The organism is Acidipropionibacterium virtanenii (assembly GCF_003325455.1).
GTDB lineage: Bacteria > Actinomycetota > Actinomycetes > Propionibacteriales > Propionibacteriaceae > Acidipropionibacterium > Acidipropionibacterium virtanenii.
Window position 1 is genome coordinate 886,407 of record NZ_CP025198.1, and the last position, 16,606, is coordinate 903,012.

Genomic DNA, 16,606 nt, shown 5'->3' on the forward strand with positions numbered 1-16,606 from the left:
CAGGCGGATCCTGCTTCTCGCCACGTTCCTCCGGTACGTCGATGAGATGGACTGCTGACCCGCTGCTGTCGGGTTTTCAGTGCGCCGCCATCGCTCTTCCCGAGGCTCAGCACGTCCCGGGAGATCCCGATGAGCTCCATGCGAGCCTCATCAGAGGCCATGAGCCGCAACGGCGGCGTGCACTGCTGTACCTCCATGGTTGGTCGGACTGCTTCTATCAGGCTCATCTGGCCGATGAGGTCGAGTCCTGGGGGATGGACTTCCATGCCGTGGACCTGCGCCGCCACGGCCGCAACCTCGTGCCCGGTCAGATGGCCGGCTGGATCGCGGATCTCGACGAGTACGGCCAGGAGATCGAGGCCGCGTTGACGGCGATCGGCGCCGACCACGACGAGATCACTCTGATGGGTCACTCCACCGGCGGACTGACCGCAGCGCTGTGGGCCGCCGGGCATCCCGGAGACGTCGACGGCCTCATCCTCAACTCGCCCTGGATCGACCTCCAGGGATCCTTCCTGGCCAGGTTGGCCGCGGGGCCGGTGTCCCGGGCCCTCACCCAGACCGCCCCGACAGCCGTCCTGCCACTGCCAATCCACGACAACTTCGCCCGAGCGGTGCGCCGCGAGTTCGGCGGGGAGTGGGACATCCCGCCCGAGAAGAGCGCGGGCGACAGGTTCGTGGTGAGGGCGGGCTGGCTCGCCGCCGTGCTGGCCGGTCATGCCCGGGTCGAGCAGGGCCTGGGGATCGGGGCGCCGATACTCATCATGCTGTCGGCCCGCAGCGACCTGACGGCCGCCTGGAACGAGGGGATGAGGCGGGCCGATACCGTCCTCGACGTCGAGCGGCTGGCCTCGGCCTCGGTGAGGCTCGGCCGTCATCTCACCCTGGTGCGGGTCGAGGGCGGGCTGCACGACCTGGTGCTGTCGGCGCCGCCGGTGCGGGCCGAGGTCTTCGCGCAGATGAGGCGCTGGGTGCGGGCTTATCTGTCCTGACGGCCGGTGATGCCCGGTCGTGTGGGAATCGCAGGCCGGGCCGGTGCGTCCGCGGGCACCCCCGTCGGTCCCGACCCACTGGTGATCCTCCTTGTCGACTGAAGGTCACGAGTCGGTCACAATCTCATGGTTGCGTCAACACAGTGGTTGCCGCCCTGTCGCGGCTCTGCGAGAATCGCAATCAACCGGACGAGGGCGTCCGATTCCAGACAACAGGATGTCTGGGGATGACCGTGGAGGTTTTCAGACATGCATGGCAAGAAGTTCGCGGCACTTGCAACGGCATCGCTTCTGGTGCTCAGTGGAACGGCCTGTGGATCGGGAGGCGGCAGCGGCTCCTCGACAGAGACGACGTCGGCGTCAACTCCCAAGGCCGGTGGGGCCGGCGGCGAGGTGGGCGTCTTCACCTGGTGGGCCGACGGCTCGGAGAAGAAGGGCCTGGACTCCCTGGAGACCCTGTTCAAGAAGCAGTATCCCAACGACACCTTCAAGAACCTCGCGGTGGCCGGCGGATCGGGCTCGAACGCCAAGGCGAAGCTGGCCTCGGACCTCAAGAACGGCAACCCGCCCGGATCATTCCAGGGCCATGCCGGCGCCGAGCTGATGGACTACATCGACAACGATCAGGTCGAGCCCGTCGACGACATCATCAAGCAGCTCGGCGGTACCTCCGTCTTCCCGAAGACCCTGCTCGACCGCCTCACCGTCCAGGGACACATCTATTCGGTGCCCGTCGACATCCACCGCGCCAATGTCGTGTGGAGCAACACCGCGCTGCTCAAGAAGGCCGGGGTGACCAGCGCTCCGACGTCGGTGGACGCGTGGCTCGCCGACATGGCGAAGGTCAAGGCCTCCGGGGTCTCCACCCCGCTGTCGATCGGCGGCACCTGGACCCAGACCGAGCTGCTGGAGTCCATCCTGGCGGCCAACCTCGGCGCAGACGAGTACAACAAGCTGTTCACCAAGGACGGTAAGTGGGATTCGGACGGCGTCAAGAAGTCCATCGAGCAGTACAAGAAGGCCCTGAGCTTCGCCAACACCGCCTCGGACGGCGACGACTGGCCCAATGCCACCGACATGGTGGCGGACGGCAAGGCCGCCTACAACGTCATGGGCGACTGGGCGGTCGCCGAGTTCGAGATGAAGGGCAAGAAGTACCACACCGACTGGGACGCCTTCGCGATGCCCGGCAAGGACAAGATCTTCGACTTCCTGGCCGATTCCTTCACCCTGCCGACCGGTACCAAGAACCCCGAGGGCACGAAGGACTGGCTGCGGTTCGTCGGATCGAAGGACGCCCAGGAGGCCTTCAACTCCGTCAAGGGCTCGATCCCGCCGAGGACTGACGTCAGCACCGCCAAGTTCAGCGAGTACCAGCAGTCCGCGATGAAGGATTTCAAGGACTCCTCCAATGTGAAGATCGTGTCCTCGATCGCCCACGGCGCCGCTGTCCCGCTGGCCTGGAGCTCGGAGATCAACACCGCGATGAGCAAGTTCTACCAGGACAAGAGCACCGACAACCTGGTGAAATCGCTGGTGGCCTCGCACGACAAGTACGCGCAATGAGTCATTGCGGCCGTACCGGGAGGAGTATCCGGTACGGCCGCACCGCACCGTGACCCGACACGGCGACGCGTGTCCGCGGGGGACGTCGTCGTGAACCTGTGGGCCCGTCAGGGGCGCCGGGCCCACGTGCTGGTCGGAGCGATCCGGCCGGTCGACAAGGAATCTTCAACATGAGAAAAATTCGGGGTTGGCTGCCCAGCTTCCTGTTCGTGCTGCCGTCAATCATCCTGATCGGAATATTCGTCTACGGATTCATCATCCGGAATGTTGCGACATCATTCGAGGCAGTCAAGACGAAATCAGGCAGGATCAAGGCCCCCGGCGGGTTCGAGAATTACACCGATCTCCTTGGTGACCCGCGATATCAGCACGCCCTGTGGAACCTGTTGGTGCTCACCGTGGTGTTCGTGGCCGGGACGATGTTCTTCGGACTGCTGTGGGCCCTGCTGCTGGAGCGGGGGGTGAAGTTCGAGGGCGTCTACCGATCGATCCTGCTGGCGCCGATGGCGGTCTCCTTCGTGGCCGCCGGCGTCGTCTGGCGCTGGCTGCTCTCCCCGGCCCAGGGCGAGGGCGCGGTCGGTCTCAATCAGCTCTTCCAGTACCTGGGGCTGTCGGGGCTGCAGTCCTCCTGGTACTCCGCCGGGAAGTTCAACATGGCCTCGATGGCGATCCCGGCGGTCTGGCAGTTGTCGGGCTACATCATGGCGCTGTTCCTGGCCGGGTTCCGCGGCATCTCCGAGGATCAGCGCGAGGCCGCCCGGGTGGACGGCGCCAGCGAGATCAGGCTCTACCGCCACGTGCTCTTCCCCCAGCTGTCGCCCATCGCGCTGAGCGCACTCATCATCGTGGGTCACATGTCGATGAAGATGTTCGATCTCATCTACTCCATCGCCGGCCAGAGCTCCTACACCGCCGAGGTGCCGGCGACCTTGATGTGGACCCAGATGTTCCAGCTCAACGACCCGACCGCCGCCGCGGTCAACGCCACCGTCCTGCTGCTCATCGTGGCGGTCGCCGTCATCCCGTACCTCATCTACACCAATCGCTCCGAGAAGGGAGGCCGCTGATGTCCGCCGCCACTCTCGAGAGCGAGGCGCTGGCCGCCGTGCCGCACCGGCGTCACCGCAGGACCCGTGGGGAGAAGACCTGGAGCGCCATCCAGTACGTCTTCCTGACCATCTTCGGCCTGGGCATCCTGCTGCCCTTGTACGTGTTGCTGGCGACCAGCTTCAAACAGCCGGCCGGATACGACCAGTCCACCGCCTGGCTGCTGCCGAAGGTGTGGTCGGTGGAGGGCTGGTCGGCGGCCTGGGGCACCCTGGGCCCGGCCCTGGGACGCACCATCGTGATGGCCGTCCTGGCCTCGGTGATCTCCTCGATCCTGGGCTCCTTCAACGGATATATCTTCGCCAAATGGAGATTCCCCGGGTCGCATCTCATCTTCGTGCTCTTCCTGTTCGGGATGTTCATCCCCTACCAGGCGATCATGATCCCGCTGTCCGGGATGATGCTGAATATCCAGAGCAGCGCTCCCTGGTTCTCCGGAATCCCGACCCTGATCCTGTGCCACGTCGTCTACGGCATCCCGATCTGCACCCTCATTTTCCGCAACTACTACGCCACAGCGGTGCCCACCGAGATCGTGGAGGCGGCGCGCGTCGACGGTGCGCAGACCTGGAAGACCTACACCAAGGTGGTGCTGCCCGTCTCGATGCCCGGCTTCGTGGTGACCCTCATCTGGCAGTTCACCAGCGCGTGGAACGACTTCCTCTTCGCGCTCTTCCTCACCAACCAGAACAACGGCCCGATCACCTTCGGCCTCAATGCCCTGGCGTCGGGCCAGAACCCGAATTATCCACAGATCATGGCGGGCGTCCTGCTCGCCTCCCTGCCGACTCTCATCGTCTACATCGTGCTGGGCAAGTACTTCGTGGCCGGCCTGATGAGTGGCTCGGTGAAGTAGGAGAGAGATAGGTCGAGCCGGAGGAGTCCTTCCTCCGGTCGGGGCGGCCGGACCACGCACGCCGTGACCGCGGTCGCCCGAGAACCCTGAGCACCGGTCCGAGGGGAAGCCGGGGCGGGAGTCATCGGGCTCCCGAGCCCCTGGTCGGGCCGGCCGTTCCGGGACCAGGTGGGCGGGTCCAGCCATCGCGGCTGGGCCCGTTCCTCGCCGTCCGGACGTTCGCGGCGGCAACCGGGGCATCCGGATACGACGCAAGCCCCTCCGAGGAGGGGCATGGATGGTGGCCGGGACCGGGGTCGAACCGGTGACCTTTCACTTTTCAGGCGAACGCTGCTACCAACTGAGCTACCCGGCCAAGTGACGCGTTGAGAGGATGACTCTCCACACTGAGACGGTGACCAGCACCGCCCGAGCGACCCCGATGGGACTTGAACCCACGACCTCCGCCGTGACAGGGCGGCGCGCTAACCAACTGCGCTACGGGGCCTCAGGCCCTTCCGGGCCCTGGCTGCTGCCTCAGGCAGCTCGAAAAATATAGCAGGAGATCGTCGCCGATGTGAAATCGGAGCCCGTCGGTCTCTGCCGAGCCTGCTCAGGCGCCATGCCGGACGGCGTCCGCGATGGGGGTGGGGCCGGAGACGAAGCCGATGGTGCGGTGGACGGTGGTGGGGTCGGCGAGGGCGGCTGCGATGACAGCGGCGACGTCGGCGCGCGGCACCGACCCTGGGCCGGTGGGATCCGCCTCGATGAGTCCGGTGGGCGGATCGAGGGTGAGCGAGCCGGGAGCGATGATCGTCCAGTCCAGACCGGAGGCGTGCAGATGGGCGTCCGCGGCCGCCTTGGCGTCGGCGTAGGGGAAGAAGGCGTCATCGCTGGGGACGCCATGATCGGGTCCGGCTCCCAGGTAGGACACCATGATGAAACGCGTGGTGTCGGACTGTGCGGCGGCGTCGATCGTCCGGATTGCGGCGTCACGATCGACGGCGTAGGTGCGGGCCGGATCGCCTCCGCCTGCTCCGGCCGACCAGACCACGGCGTCGGAGTCGCGCAGAAGTTCCGCGAGATTGTCGGTCGACAGCCTCTGGATGTCCTGGACGACCGGGTTGGCTCCGGTGCCCTCGACATCGGCAGCCTGGCGGGAGTCGCGGATCACGGCGTCGACCTCGTAGCCGGCGGCGATGAGTATCGGCTCGAGCAGCAGGGCGACCTTGCCGTGGCCGCCGATGATGGTGAGTTTCGACATGGTGCTACCTCTCAGTGGTTCCGGTCCTCACTGATCACAGTAGACGCCGGGACAAGATGCGATGTCGTTGCGTCACTGCCGGTGGAGTCGAATCCTTTGGCCGCGACTGCAACGACACAGCCGCGCCCGACGGCCGGGATCGCCAGATCCGCTGGGGCTGTACGGCCATTGCGGCCCTCGAAGCGACCACGCATCTGGTATGGCAGTCTGAGGTCCTGCGCAATCCTCTCGAGTTCGTCCTCGATCTTTCGTCCGGACTGTCCTGCATTGGTGGCGGTACTTCGAGTGCCGGCCCGTGCCACGAGTACATCGGCGAAGGAATAGTCGCGCCCGCGCTGGGCGGCTAGCAGCCGCAGCAGGTCGTAATCGTCGTCAAGGCGGCGGATGAGTTCCGGTCCGTGCTCTTTGGAAGCCTTCGCCCAGCTCTGGGTACCGAACCAGTCGGTCAGCTGGTTCTTGAGCTTCTCGCGCCCGATGCCGACTGCCAGACCCAGGACATACACCTGCTTCGGATGGTCCTGGGTCCATCCGACCAGGGAGGTCTCATCGACCTGTGGCAGCGCTTCCAGGCTCTCGGCGGCAGCGTGAATGTGCTCGGCAGCGGGCGTTGAGGCTGTCGGGTCAATCCGCGCGGTGAGATGCCCCAGAGAGCCCAAATAGTCCTCGAAAGGTGTGACTGGCATGGTGAACTCCTGGACTCAGGCCGCGACGATGATGTACTCCTCGGCCAGCCTGCGAGTTGCCGCGGAGTGGGTGCCGAAGTTGTATCGATGATTCACTGTGAACACCTCCGGTTGCGATCCCTTCACATCCTTCAGCATCCCGGTGAGCCGATCCAGTGAGGGCACCGCGTTCGAACCGTAGGAGAGCACGAGCGTTGAGTCGCTGAATCTCTCCAGCACACCGGTCAAGGCCGCCTCGATAGTCCGTCGAGAGCCGAATGGAGTGGCCCGCTTGGGCAACTTCCTGGTCAGGGTCTCGGTCATGACCGGAGCGGTGCCGTTGTTCCAGTAGTCAGCCAGACCTTCCAGGAACCAGTATCGCTTGATGTAGTCGTTGTCATCGCGTGGCGGAGCGTAGGGGGGGGTCGAGGTAGACCAAACCCGCTCCGGTCGGGGCTTCCAGAGCGTCTCCTCTGACCGCCTGACAAGGTGCTCTCTGGAACACTGCGCCATTCCATGCCTCGACCGACATCTTGAACTGCTGGGCGAGAGGCAGATGCAGTTGAGACCGTCCGTCGTCGTAGCGCAATCCCGTCACGGTGAAGACGCCACGAGGCTGTTTGCGGGCCGCTGCCAGTACCAGTGCGGCGATTGCCAACGATCTCTTCGGTCCGTCGAGCCGATCGATCTGCGACCAGGCGGCGTCCAGAAATCGAAGGTCATCGTGTGTGAAGAACAGACCATCGTAGGTGCGCTCGATGAAATCCCGGCCGTCCGCGTTCCCGGAAACGATCTTGGCGACATCATCACCGGCGAGAGTCTGGCTCTGGTTCACGCACGCTGCCTGGGCGAGAACGACAGGGAAGGCCATGTAGTCGCCGGAGGTCACCTGATAGCCCATGGCTTTGAGCAGGTAGGACACGACCCCGGACCCGCAGAATGGGTCGAGGGCGGTCTGGCCGCCGATCTCGGCGAACACCGATGCGAGAGTGGGCAGGAGCTTGTACTTCGAGCCCATGTAACGCAGATGCGGGTAGGCGCGGACCTGCGCCCTGCCATCTGCGGCGGTCACCAGTTGTGTTGTCATGGCTGCTCCTGTCCTCGCTTCAAACCATAGGGGGGAGGTCGGACAATTTCCTGAGCTGTCAAGACCACATCGAGGAGCCGTGCCGACGGGCGAGACAAGTGGACCCCTGGCCAAACCAAATCTGGCCAGGGGTGACGGTCCTGGTATCCCGAACGGGATTCGAACCCGCGTTACCGCCTTGAAAGGGCGATGTCCTAGGCCGCTGGACGATCGGGACGTGACGCCGCGCCGGGCCCGACCATGCTACCGGTGGCGCGACGGAGGCGACAAACGGAGGGGGGCGACGGGGCGTCGGATACTGGCGTCAGTCCCAGACGGTGGTGATGTGGACGTGATCCATGTGGTTGGCGGTCGCCGAGCCGCGGTCGGCCACCGCGCGCCACCCTTCGGAGTTCCGTGAGATGTTCCAGATCTGCTTGTTCCACATGACGTACTGGACGTTCAGCTCCTTGGCGTGGGCGCGGAAGTAGTTGGCGATCTGCTGGCCCAGGGCCCGGTCACTGGTGCCTCGCGGCAGCATCAGGTCTACGGCGTGACCGCTGGGATGATCATCGATCGAATCCGAGCGCACCCCGTAGACCGTCTTGATCTGTGGGAAGGCCGTCAGAACGCGGTTGACGATGCCCACGGCGTTCGGGCGCAGGCCGCTCAACCCCGACGACCCATTCGCGGTCAGTGTGGCCCAGGAGGAGGACGAACCGGAGCTGGAAGCCGCGGGTTTGGTGGTGGTGAGGTAGCTCGTGTTCACCCATCCGGCGCGTCCGTTGTAGGACACGGGTGTCCAGCCGTTGACGACGGCGCCTCGGGTGGTCAGGGTTTTGCCGGCGGCGAGGAGGCCGTAGGTGCGGTAGGTGGTGCCGGCTCCGGATCGCAGGTTGACTGCGGTGGAGGTGTAGACGGTCTTGCCGGATGCACTCGAGTTCGAGCTGGAAGCCGCGGGTTTGGTGGTGGTGAGGTAGCTCGTGTTCACCCATCCGGCGCGTCCGTTGTAGGACACGGGTGTCCAGCCGTTGACGGCGGCGCCTCGGGTGGTCAGGGTTTTGCCGGCGGCGAGGAGGCCGTAGGTGCGGTAGGTGGTGCCGGCTCCGGATCGCAGGTTGACTGCGGTGGAGGTGTAGACGGTCTTGCCGGATGCACTCGAGTTCGAGCTGGAAGCCGCGGGTTTGGTGGTGGTGAGGTAGCTCGTGTTCACCCATCCGGCGCGTCCGTTGTAGGACACGGGTGTCCAGCCGTTGACGGCGGCGCCTCGGGTGGTCAGGGTTTTGCCGGCGGCGAGGAGGCCGTAGGTGCGGTAGGTGGTGCCGGCTCCGGATCGCAGGTTGACTGCGGTGGAGGTGTAGACGGTCTTGCCGGATGCACTCGAGTTCGAGCTGGAAGCCGCGGGTTTGGTGGTGGTGAGGTAGCTCGTGTTCACCCATCCGGCGCGTCCGTTGTAGGACACGGGTGTCCAGCCGTTGACGGCGGCGCCTCGGGTGGTCAGGGTTTTGCCGGCGGCGAGGAGGCCGTAGGTGCGGTAGGTGGTGCCGGCTCCGGATCGCAGGTTGACTGCGGTGGAGGTGTAGACGGTCTTACCGGCGGCACTCGAACTGGAGGTGCTGGTGGTGGCGGGTCTGGTGGCCGAGAGGTAGCTCGAACTGACCCAGGCCGCGGTGCCCTTGTAGGAGACGGGTGTCCAACCGTTGACGGCGGCGCCCCTGGTTCCGACGTGGTCGCCCCGATTGAGTGTGCCCAGCAGTTTGCCACTGGTCGACGCCGTCGAGCGGACGTTCACCGAGGTTGTCGCGTAGACGATGCTCGTGGCCGGTTTCGCCGGTGTCGGCTTGGTGACGGCGGGCTTGGTGGTGGTGAGGTAGCTCGTGTTCACCCATCCGGCGCGTCCGTTGTAGGACACGGGTGTCCAGCCGTTGACGACGGCGCCTCGGGTGGTCAGGGTTTTGCCGGCGGCGAGGAGGCCGTAGGTGCGGTAGGTGGTGCCGGCTCCGGATCGCAGGTTGACTGCGGTGGAGGTGTAGACGGTCTTGCCGGCCGACGTCGTCGCACTCTTCGTCGAGGTCCTCGCCCCTGCGCTCGTCCTGGTGGAGCTCTTCGCCTTGGGCGCGGCCGACTCGGGAGTCGCTGAAGCCGTCGCCCTCGGGGCGGCCGACGTCGTCGCCTTCGGAGTCGCCGTGGCCGACGTCGCCGTGGCCGCGGGGGCGGCACCGCTGTCGGCGTCGGTCGACGAAGACGTGTCCGTGCTCTTGTCGGCCGTCTTGTCGGTGGACGTCTCGGCGGCTGGTACGGCCTTGAGACTGGATGCCGATGCCCAGCGGGCCGTACCCCGGTAGACGATCTCCTGGAAGCCGTCGCTCAGCCGGCCGGTCGTCTCCACCGAGTCGCCCGGTGAGAGCAGACCGACCCGGGACGCCGATGTCGAGGGCGCGCTGCGGACGTTGAGGTAGTCCGTGGATGTCACGGTCGAACGCGCCGTGGACTTCGACTCCGGCGCCGGGGAGGTCTTCAGCTGCTTCTGCTGAAGCTTCTTCGCGGTCGTCGTGCGGGGAGTGGGGGTTGACGTCGACGTCTGGCCTCCGGTGGCGGCCCGGTCCCCGGATGCCGTGGTCTCCTGGCTCGTCGCCCTTTCCTGCGAGGAGGTCGAGAGACTCTGAGAGAGGCTCTGGGGTTCGCTGTCCTGGCCCGGATCCACGGCGCTGGGTGCCGCGAGCTGCAGTTGCGTGTCAGCCTCCGGGGCCGCAGTAGTGGCCGGTGCACGGGTGGTGGTCGTGGTGCTGGTGGCCTGAGGCGTCGCGGACCAGCTCGCCCTCGGCGTCGCCGGCGGCGTGCTGTGCTGCGCGGGCGGCCGGCTCGACTGGTCGTCTACTGAGTTCGCGAGCAGGTGGGCGCTTCCGGCTACTAGGCCGACGCCCGCGACAGCTGCTACTCCGATCCGAAATGGATGCAGTTCACCCATCCCATCGACTCCCTTCCGACGAGCGCACCCGTCAATCGCGTGGGGAGGCGGCCCGGATCTCCTCGGACCCGTCCACGGGTCCGGTCGGGGACCGCGCTCCTCAGTGACACTGGCAATCTACGAGGAACGAGCGGGATGGCTCCAGCTCCGGCGAATGCTGTGAAGTGCGTGAGTCAATGCGACACGCCGCTCGCGGGGCAATAATGACAGCAGTGTCGTTCGAGTGCGTTCAAGGGCTGCCTGGTTGCAGGATTTCCCCTTGCCGTAGCGGTGTGGTCACTGTTTTATGAGATTTCTCAGGCGAGTTTCAGAGCTTGCTCAGGGGATTCGATCCGAGACCGCGAGACCCTCAGTGCTCCCTCAAGCCGTGATTGAGAGATCGGTCCTCATGGCGGGATGTCGGAGCGGTCAGCTCCCGGCCTGCAGATCGACCTCGGCGACGAGGGTGGTCGAGATCTCGTCGGAGACGACGAGGCGGGCCAGCCCCCACACCTCGGTGGGCAACCAGCCGCTGCGGATCGCCTGGAGCGAGGTCTGGGAGGAGCCCAGGGCGGATGTCACCGCATCCCGGTCGTCCTCGTCGGCGATGACCGGGATGACGTGGGACTGCCCATGGAGGTGGTTGGCCAGGATCACCCCGAGTGCGAACTCGTCGAAGGACGGCGCCAGGACGGCCAGGTCTTTGGCGTCCGGGTTGCCGATCAGAACGGCCTGGATCACACGGGCCCCCTCGAGGGCATCCGGGCAGACGATGACGCGGGCGTCCTCAACGACGGCGGTGGGCGTGCCGTCGGGGGAGGTGTGGGTCGCCGCGGCGGCCGAGGCCAGCGTCGCAGAGATGGTGAGGTGGTCGCCGGCCATGAGTTCATCGAGCCGGGTGCACAGATCACGTGACATCGCGGGCGGACGCCCCGCGGGCGTGGCGGCGTCCTGCGCCTCGGCGTGACGCCGTGACCTGCGATCGGCGAGCGCTGCCACGATGAGCAGCACCAGGCCGACCGCCAGGATCACCCACATCCCGGCCGGAATCTGCATGACTCCAGCCTGTCACGTCCAGGTAGGTGTTGCGCTTCCCCTCAGAACACGGGGCGGCGCTGGAGGGTGGGGGCCGCTACACTGGGCGGGCCCCCGTAGCTCAGTTGGTTAGAGCAACGGACTTTTAATCCGTGGGTCCTGGGTTCGAGTCCCAGTGGGGGCACCCAACGCACAAGGCTCGAACTTTGGCCCGATGAATCATCGGGCTGGGTTTGGGCCTTGTCCGCGTTCGCGGCCCAGGTGAGGGCGTCCGCGTTGACCTCGGGGTCCAGGAGCATCTCGAAGGGTCGGGCGTTCTCGGCTCGCACGTCGCCGTCCTCGTCGATGTAGATCTTGGTGAAGAACGCTTGGTTGCACAGGCGCCGATTCGCATCGTCGCAGCGTGCGTAGATCTCGGCGCAATTCTCCAATAGGTTGAGGGCATCATCGAGGTGGGCACGGGCGTCGGTGTACTCACCGTAGTGGGCGTCGATGCGCCGTGTGACTTGGTCGAGTTCGCCAAGGATGCGGTCCTGTTCCCGCTTGAGGACAGACAACGGGATGGCCTCGGCGTAGTGGGCCTGAAGGAGCCGGTCCTGTTCGTGTTCGAGACGGTCACGGTGGGCGGTGAGCTGTCCGAGTTCGTCGGCTTCGGCAGACATGAGCCGGTCGAACTCCGCGTGAATCATGCCGCTGAGTGCCTGGCGCTGGGCGTGGGTGACCTGGACTCGTTGATAGTACTGCTCGATGAGGTGTTCGACCTCGTCGATGAGCATGGCCTGACGCGAGCAATCAGTTCGTTTGGCGTGGCGCCCGGAGCAGACGAAGTACGGGTAGACGTTGCCGTAGCTGTTCTTGGCGTTGGAGACGATGAGCCGAGACCCGCACTGCCCGCAGTAGACGGTGCCCTTGAGATAGTGATCGTGCACTTGGGTGGCCTCCGATGCGGTCTTGTGTGCGGTGAGGACGGACTGGACCTGGTACCAGACTTCGGCCGGAACCAGCGGGGTGTGGGAGCCCTTGTAGAGGACTCCGCGGTAGGTGATCTCGCCCTTGTAGTAGGGATTCGTGAGCATCCGGTGGACGCTGGAGACGGCGAGCATCTTTGACGGGCGCTTCGGGGTGGCTGGTGTGGTAAGACCGCGTGAGGTCAGCTCGTCGTGGAGCTGGCTGACGGTCCAGTCGCCAGACGCGTAGGCCTTGAAAGCCCACTCGACGAGGGGTGCCCGGTCGGGGTCAAAGTCGACGGTACGAACTTCGCGTCCCAGTTCGTCCCGCTCACGGACGTTGAGGTAGCCGATGGGCGCCTTGCCGATCGTCCCGCCGCTGGCAGCCTTCTGGGTCATGCCCTTGATAACCTCGGTGGCCAGATTGCGGGAGTAGAACTCGGCGATCGTTGACATGATGCCGTGCAACAACATGCCCGAGGGCGTCTCGTCGATGTTCTCGGTGGCGGACACCAGCATGACCCCGGACTCCTGGAGTGCGAGGTGGATGGTGACATCGTCCGCCCTGTTGCGTGCGAGACGATCCACCTTGTGGACGATGCAGTAGGCGACGCGGTGCTGTTTGACGTACTTGATCATCCGCATGAGGTCTGGGCGGTCCGCCTTGCGGGCGGACTCGCCTGCATCAACGAACTCCTCGACGATGACGGCCCCGAGCTGTTCAGCCTTGCGCCTGTTGGCTTCCCGCTGGGCGGGGATCGAGAATCCTTCGTCGGTACCACCCTTCTCGGCTTGCTCCTTGGTGGAGACGCGCAGGTAGGACACCGCCTGTGCGGTGCCTTGGGGTGGGTCGATGAGACTGCGCACAGGATCGGTGCGGATGGCGGGGTCTCGGTCAGTCATTTTGGTCCAACTCTCACGCGGTGCGTCCCTCGCGTCGGGTTGGAACGCCCGGCGGGGTGTTGCTTGTGAGAGGAACCCGAAGGCTCTAGGACTAGGCCGAATCGGCCACGTTTCGCGTGCCCGCCATGGGCGGGGTTTAGGACCACAACACCCCACGTCTGACGCGAGGCTTGGTGCTCATTCTACCGGCTGGACTGTCACTCCGACAGGGCCGTTCGGTCGATCCTTCAAGGTCTCGGGAAGCTCGGTGGCTCGCGCATCGGCTCGCGCCTTGCCGGACTCCTGCAACGTGAGGCGTATGAGCGCTTCGGCGAGCTTATGGATGTCGACCGGATTCCGGTGTACGGCTCGGACCGACAGAGACCGCTCATCGTTCGGACGTTGCCCCGTCTTCTTGGAGTACGTACTCACTCGTCCCGCACCTCCCCGGTGTCGTGGTCGATGCTGGCGTAGAACGCGTCCTCGGCTTTCTGGCGGGCTTCAACCTGGTCAAGGACGAACTCGACGAAGTCTTCGTCACGGTCGACAATTGTCATCTCTTCTGCGTGTTCGGCAGGTTCTTCCCCGGGCCAGGTGGTCTGCCGTGTGGGCCGGTCGCGGTCGAGGCGGGTGCCGGAGGCAGTCACCCAGTCGCGCAGTCGCTGGCGGGCATCAGCGAAGTCGCGATGCCACCCCAGCGGCGCGGAGCCGTTCTGGTCAGGGTCATAGGCACAGAGCCAGTGCAGGTGGAGGGCAGAGAGTTCCCAGAGCAGTTCGGGGTGGCGGTGCCAGTAGGGCGGGATGACGGAGGCCGGGAGTCCGTAGGTGTGGCGCAGCCAGTCCACCCACCGGTTCAGCTCCAGCAGCTCCTGCTCCAGATCGTCAGCCGTCAACAGATTCCAGTTGATGGGGTGCGGAGGCTCGGCGACCAGGTTCTGCGTGTCGTCGTAGTCGGGCTGATCGTCAAACCCTGGCGTGTGCGAAGTCATGATGCGCTTCTCTCAACGTTCAGCGACCGAGCACCGGAGCGCTGGTCGTCGGCCGCCGCAACCGAGGGTCGAAGGCACGCTCCTGTTCGCGTTGAACGGTTTCCCGAGCTGCGAAGGTACGGGGTGAGCGGTCGACGTCGTAGCGCGTTCGCACTGCGTCATGCCCCATCCGCTTGGCGACGAACTCCTCGCTTTCAACGGCCTGACCTTCCCGCTCATAGTTGACCGGGCGGACATATCCCTCGGCCAAGAAGTTGTCGCCCTTGGAGAACCGGCTGCTCAGACGTTCTGCCGAACGGCCGAACATCACCAAGTGGTGATACGTCGTCTCCATCTGCGTGAAGGTTCCGTCCTCCTCCCGTCGGAAGTGCTCTTGACCGAACCTGAGGTACAAGCGAGGATCGCCCTTCGACGTAGTCGTGAGCTGCGGTTCCGACGCAATAAAGCCGGAGATGGACTGCTGCGCGTGGATGGCCATGATGTGCTCCTGGAGTTGGTCAGTCACCCGGTGGTGACCGCTGTGCCAGGCAGGTGCACGTGGCTTCCCGGCATTCGGTTAGTCGGTGCTGGGTGGTCGTTGAAGGAGGGCTTCGATGCTCGCGCGGTCTCGCGTGAGTTGAGTGGCGTTGCTGCGCTTCGGCCAGGGATGCAGGTCGGTGATGATCGGCGGGGTGGAGCGCAGGAGGATGACGCCGGTGCCGAATGGGAGGGTGCGGATGCGGTCGGGTGGCAGGATCGGCACCCGACGCACGGAGCGCTGGTTTGAGCGGGTGCCGTGGTCGCCGAGGGTGATGGAATCGGTGTACTCGTCGCGTTCACCGATGAGGGTGGCGAGGTCTTGAAGGTCGCGGCTGTTGGAGGCGCCGCCGAGGATGATCTTGACAATGCTGGCGTCCCAGATGGCCCCGGCCTGGTTGTCGCTCCACTTGTCCCGGGCCTGGGCGAGCGATTGGAGAACGGGCATGGTCGTGATCCCGGTGCCTCCACCTTCAGCCATCAGAGTCGGCAGTGACGGGAGCGGTGCCAGGTTGCCGATCTCGTCCAAGGCGAGCAGGAGTGGCGGGTCGAGCCGTGCGCCGGGTGAGCGGGCGGCCATCCGCCGGGCGGTTTCGACGAGGTCTTCCACGAACGCGGCGACGAGGGCGGCGCTGTTGCCTGCCCCGGCGCCGGTGGCGAGCAGGTAGAGGGTGCCCTTGTCTCGGATGAAGGCTTCAGGGTCGAACTGTTCACCAGGCCGAGGGCTGACGGCGTCCAGGACGCGGGGATCTGCGAGAGCCGCCAGTGCCAGGGAGACTCCTTGCCAGATGGAGTCGCGGGTGCGGGGGTCGGCGTCGATCATGGCTTCCAGGGATTCGGCCCAGCCTGTCGCTGAGTGGGGTGAACCGGTGAGGATGGCGACGGCGTCTGCCGCGGCGGAGGGGTCGAGGGTCCAGCGGAACAGTTCGGCGGGTGTGCGGTGATCCAATGCGGCGGCGTGCAGGAGGGCTTGGAGGGCGACTCGGGTCTTGCCTTCCCAGAATCCGCCTCCGTCGACCCCGCCGTCGGCGAGGCCTGTGGCGGCGGCGAGCCCGGTGGCGCGGATCATGGCGGTGAGTGGGTCGTCGCAGCCGCGGATGGGCGACCAGCGAAGACCTGCGGGAACGCCGTCGGCCAAGTGCTGAGGGTCGAAGACGGCGACGGGCCCGACATGCTGGCGAGCCTTGAGCGTGGCGGTGAGGTTGTCGGGCCGGGTGCTGGTGGTGACCACGGCACCGGGTGCGTCGAGGATCGCGGGGATGACGATGTGCAGGCCCTTGCCGGAGCGCGGCGGGCCGATGAGGAGGATAGAGTCCTCGACGCTGGCCCACACCTGTTTGCCCTTCGACTGACCGAGAACGAACCCCACGTCGTGCGGTTCTGGCGTGTCGAGGGACGGGCGGAGTGTCCCGGCTCGGTGGACCAGTGCTTTCGCTGAGGCTGCCGTGGTGACTTCGTGTGCGGTGGCGGTCCCGGCGAGCCGGTGTGGGTCCACATCGACCGCGCGGGAGTGACGTCGCCACTTGATCCAACCCCAAGTGCCTCCGGCTGCGAGGAGGCCGAGCATGAGCGTCAGGGTGATCCAGTAGGCGATCGGGTTGAGTCCGTCGGCGTGGAGCGCGCCCGCGGGATCGCCAGGACTGAACAAGACAGCCAGGCCACCGGCGACGCCTGTTTGTGGCTGGTCGGCGCCGGTCACGAACGCGGCGACGGACCCTGCGCCGCGGATGGTGAGGATGAGGCCGAAGAGGGCGGCGAGCCCGACCATGAGGATGTTCGTCAGCTCGTCACCCATCGA

At 65.8% G+C, this 16,606-nt stretch carries 13 protein-coding genes, 4 tRNA genes and 1 pseudogene; 5 read left to right on the plus strand and 13 right to left on the minus strand.

The annotated features are described in order from the left end of the window. The first annotated feature begins 41 nt into the window (after nt 1–41). The 4 genes from JS278_RS03920 to JS278_RS03935 all read left to right on the plus strand — a co-directional run bounded on the left by JS278_RS03920 (nt 42) and on the right by JS278_RS03935 (nt 4,521). A complete protein-coding gene (locus JS278_RS03920; protein ID WP_114044056.1) occupies nt 42–992 on the plus strand; it encodes an alpha/beta hydrolase in 951 nt (316 codons plus the stop codon). Nucleotides 993–1,241: 249 nt separating this feature from the next. Further along, nucleotides 1,242–2,558: an ABC transporter substrate-binding protein gene (locus JS278_RS03925; protein WP_114044057.1), complete on the plus strand. Its 1,317-nt coding sequence runs from the start codon at nt 1,242–1,244 to the stop codon at nt 2,556–2,558. Between the two features lie 170 nt (nt 2,559–2,728). Beyond that, a complete protein-coding gene (locus JS278_RS03930; RefSeq protein WP_114044058.1) occupies nt 2,729–3,625 on the plus strand; it encodes a carbohydrate ABC transporter permease in 897 nt (298 codons plus the stop codon). After that, nucleotides 3,625–4,521, plus strand: a complete 897-nt coding sequence (locus tag JS278_RS03935; RefSeq protein ID WP_114044059.1) for a carbohydrate ABC transporter permease — start codon at nt 3,625–3,627, stop codon at nt 4,519–4,521. Before JS278_RS03930 ends, JS278_RS03935 begins: the two co-directional genes overlap by 1 nt. Nucleotides 4,522–4,799: 278 nt before the next feature. Here JS278_RS03935 and JS278_RS03940 read toward each other — a convergent pair. The 9 genes from JS278_RS03940 to JS278_RS03975 form a co-directional block, all read right to left on the minus strand. Next, nucleotides 4,800–4,876, minus strand: a tRNA-Phe gene (locus tag JS278_RS03940). A gap of 58 nt (nt 4,877–4,934) precedes the next feature. After that, nucleotides 4,935–5,008 (minus strand) — tRNA-Asp (locus JS278_RS03945). A 105-nt stretch (nt 5,009–5,113) separates the two neighbouring features. Next, nucleotides 5,114–5,764, minus strand: a complete 651-nt coding sequence (locus JS278_RS03950) for an NAD(P)H-binding protein (RefSeq protein WP_114044060.1) — start codon at nt 5,762–5,764, stop codon at nt 5,114–5,116. Between the two features lie 11 nt (nt 5,765–5,775). Next, nucleotides 5,776–6,447: a hypothetical protein gene (locus JS278_RS03955; RefSeq protein ID WP_114044061.1), complete on the minus strand. Its 672-nt coding sequence runs from the start codon at nt 6,445–6,447 to the stop codon at nt 5,776–5,778. 15 nt (nt 6,448–6,462) lie between these two features. After that, nucleotides 6,463–6,750, minus strand: coding sequence for a hypothetical protein (locus JS278_RS16155; RefSeq protein WP_220150035.1), 288 nt, complete (start codon nt 6,748–6,750; stop codon nt 6,463–6,465). Nucleotides 6,751–6,823: 73 nt separating this feature from the next. Beyond that, complete coding sequence (locus JS278_RS16160; protein WP_220150036.1) at nt 6,824–7,513, minus strand: DNA adenine methylase; 690 nt, start codon at nt 7,511–7,513, stop codon at nt 6,824–6,826. A gap of 141 nt (nt 7,514–7,654) precedes the next feature. Continuing rightward, nucleotides 7,655–7,730, minus strand: a tRNA-Glu gene (locus JS278_RS03965). 87 nt (nt 7,731–7,817) lie between these two features. Next, nucleotides 7,818–10,460: an SH3 domain-containing protein gene (locus JS278_RS03970; RefSeq protein WP_147243146.1), complete on the minus strand. Its 2,643-nt coding sequence runs from the start codon at nt 10,458–10,460 to the stop codon at nt 7,818–7,820. A gap of 408 nt (nt 10,461–10,868) precedes the next feature. Next, nucleotides 10,869–11,495 (minus strand): hypothetical protein, encoded by a 627-nt coding sequence (locus tag JS278_RS03975; protein WP_114044063.1) that lies wholly within the window; start codon nt 11,493–11,495, stop codon nt 10,869–10,871. 89 nt (nt 11,496–11,584) lie between these two features. On the opposite strand from JS278_RS03975, the gene JS278_RS03980 reads away from it, so the two are divergent. Continuing rightward, a tRNA-Lys gene (locus JS278_RS03980) sits at nt 11,585–11,658 on the plus strand. A gap of 610 nt (nt 11,659–12,268) precedes the next feature. Here the strand turns inward: JS278_RS03980 and JS278_RS03985 are convergent. From JS278_RS03985 to JS278_RS04005, 4 genes and pseudogenes are all read right to left on the minus strand, one after another. Beyond that, nucleotides 12,269–13,324, minus strand: a pseudogene (locus JS278_RS03985) (recombinase family protein); the annotation flags it as partial. Nucleotides 13,325–13,731: 407 nt separating this feature from the next. After that, entirely contained in the window at nt 13,732–14,292 is a 561-nt protein-coding gene (locus tag JS278_RS03995; RefSeq protein WP_114044065.1) for a hypothetical protein, read from the minus strand. 19 nt (nt 14,293–14,311) lie between these two features. Further along, complete coding sequence (locus JS278_RS04000) at nt 14,312–14,770, minus strand: single-stranded DNA-binding protein (RefSeq protein WP_114044066.1); 459 nt, start codon at nt 14,768–14,770, stop codon at nt 14,312–14,314. A gap of 78 nt (nt 14,771–14,848) precedes the next feature. Continuing rightward, on the minus strand, nt 14,849–16,603 hold the full coding sequence (locus JS278_RS04005) for a type IV secretory system conjugative DNA transfer family protein (RefSeq protein ID WP_245935192.1): 1,755 nt from the start codon (nt 16,601–16,603) through the stop codon (nt 14,849–14,851). Nucleotides 16,604–16,606 lie beyond the last annotated feature (3 nt).

Bases quoted from the DNA above. Each gene is read 5' to 3' on its own strand.
- JS278_RS03950 (WP_114044060.1), bottom strand. From the start codon at position 5,764: ATGTCGAAACTCACCATCATCGGCGGCCACGGCAAGGTCGCCCTGCTG.
- JS278_RS03975 (WP_114044063.1), bottom strand. From the start codon at position 11,495: ATGCAGATTCCGGCCGGGATGTGGGTGATCCTGGCGGTCGGCCTGGTG.
- JS278_RS03920 (WP_114044056.1), top strand. From the start codon at position 42: ATGAGATGGACTGCTGACCCGCTGCTGTCGGGTTTTCAGTGCGCCGCC.
- JS278_RS03955 (WP_114044061.1), bottom strand. From the start codon at position 6,447: ATGCCAGTCACACCTTTCGAGGACTATTTGGGCTCTCTGGGGCATCTC.
- JS278_RS04005 (WP_245935192.1), bottom strand. From the start codon at position 16,603: ATGGGTGACGAGCTGACGAACATCCTCATGGTCGGGCTCGCCGCCCTC.
- JS278_RS04000 (WP_114044066.1), bottom strand. From the start codon at position 14,770: ATGGCCATCCACGCGCAGCAGTCCATCTCCGGCTTTATTGCGTCGGAA.
- JS278_RS03925 (WP_114044057.1), top strand. From the start codon at position 1,242: ATGCATGGCAAGAAGTTCGCGGCACTTGCAACGGCATCGCTTCTGGTG.
- JS278_RS03930 (WP_114044058.1), top strand. From the start codon at position 2,729: ATGAGAAAAATTCGGGGTTGGCTGCCCAGCTTCCTGTTCGTGCTGCCG.
- JS278_RS03995 (WP_114044065.1), bottom strand. From the start codon at position 14,292: ATGACTTCGCACACGCCAGGGTTTGACGATCAGCCCGACTACGACGAC.
- JS278_RS03970 (WP_147243146.1), bottom strand. From the start codon at position 10,460: ATGGGTGAACTGCATCCATTTCGGATCGGAGTAGCAGCTGTCGCGGGC.
- JS278_RS03935 (WP_114044059.1), top strand. From the start codon at position 3,625: ATGTCCGCCGCCACTCTCGAGAGCGAGGCGCTGGCCGCCGTGCCGCAC.
- JS278_RS16160 (WP_220150036.1), bottom strand. From the start codon at position 7,513: ATGACAACACAACTGGTGACCGCCGCAGATGGCAGGGCGCAGGTCCGC.
- JS278_RS16155 (WP_220150035.1), bottom strand. From the start codon at position 6,750: ATGACCGAGACCCTGACCAGGAAGTTGCCCAAGCGGGCCACTCCATTC.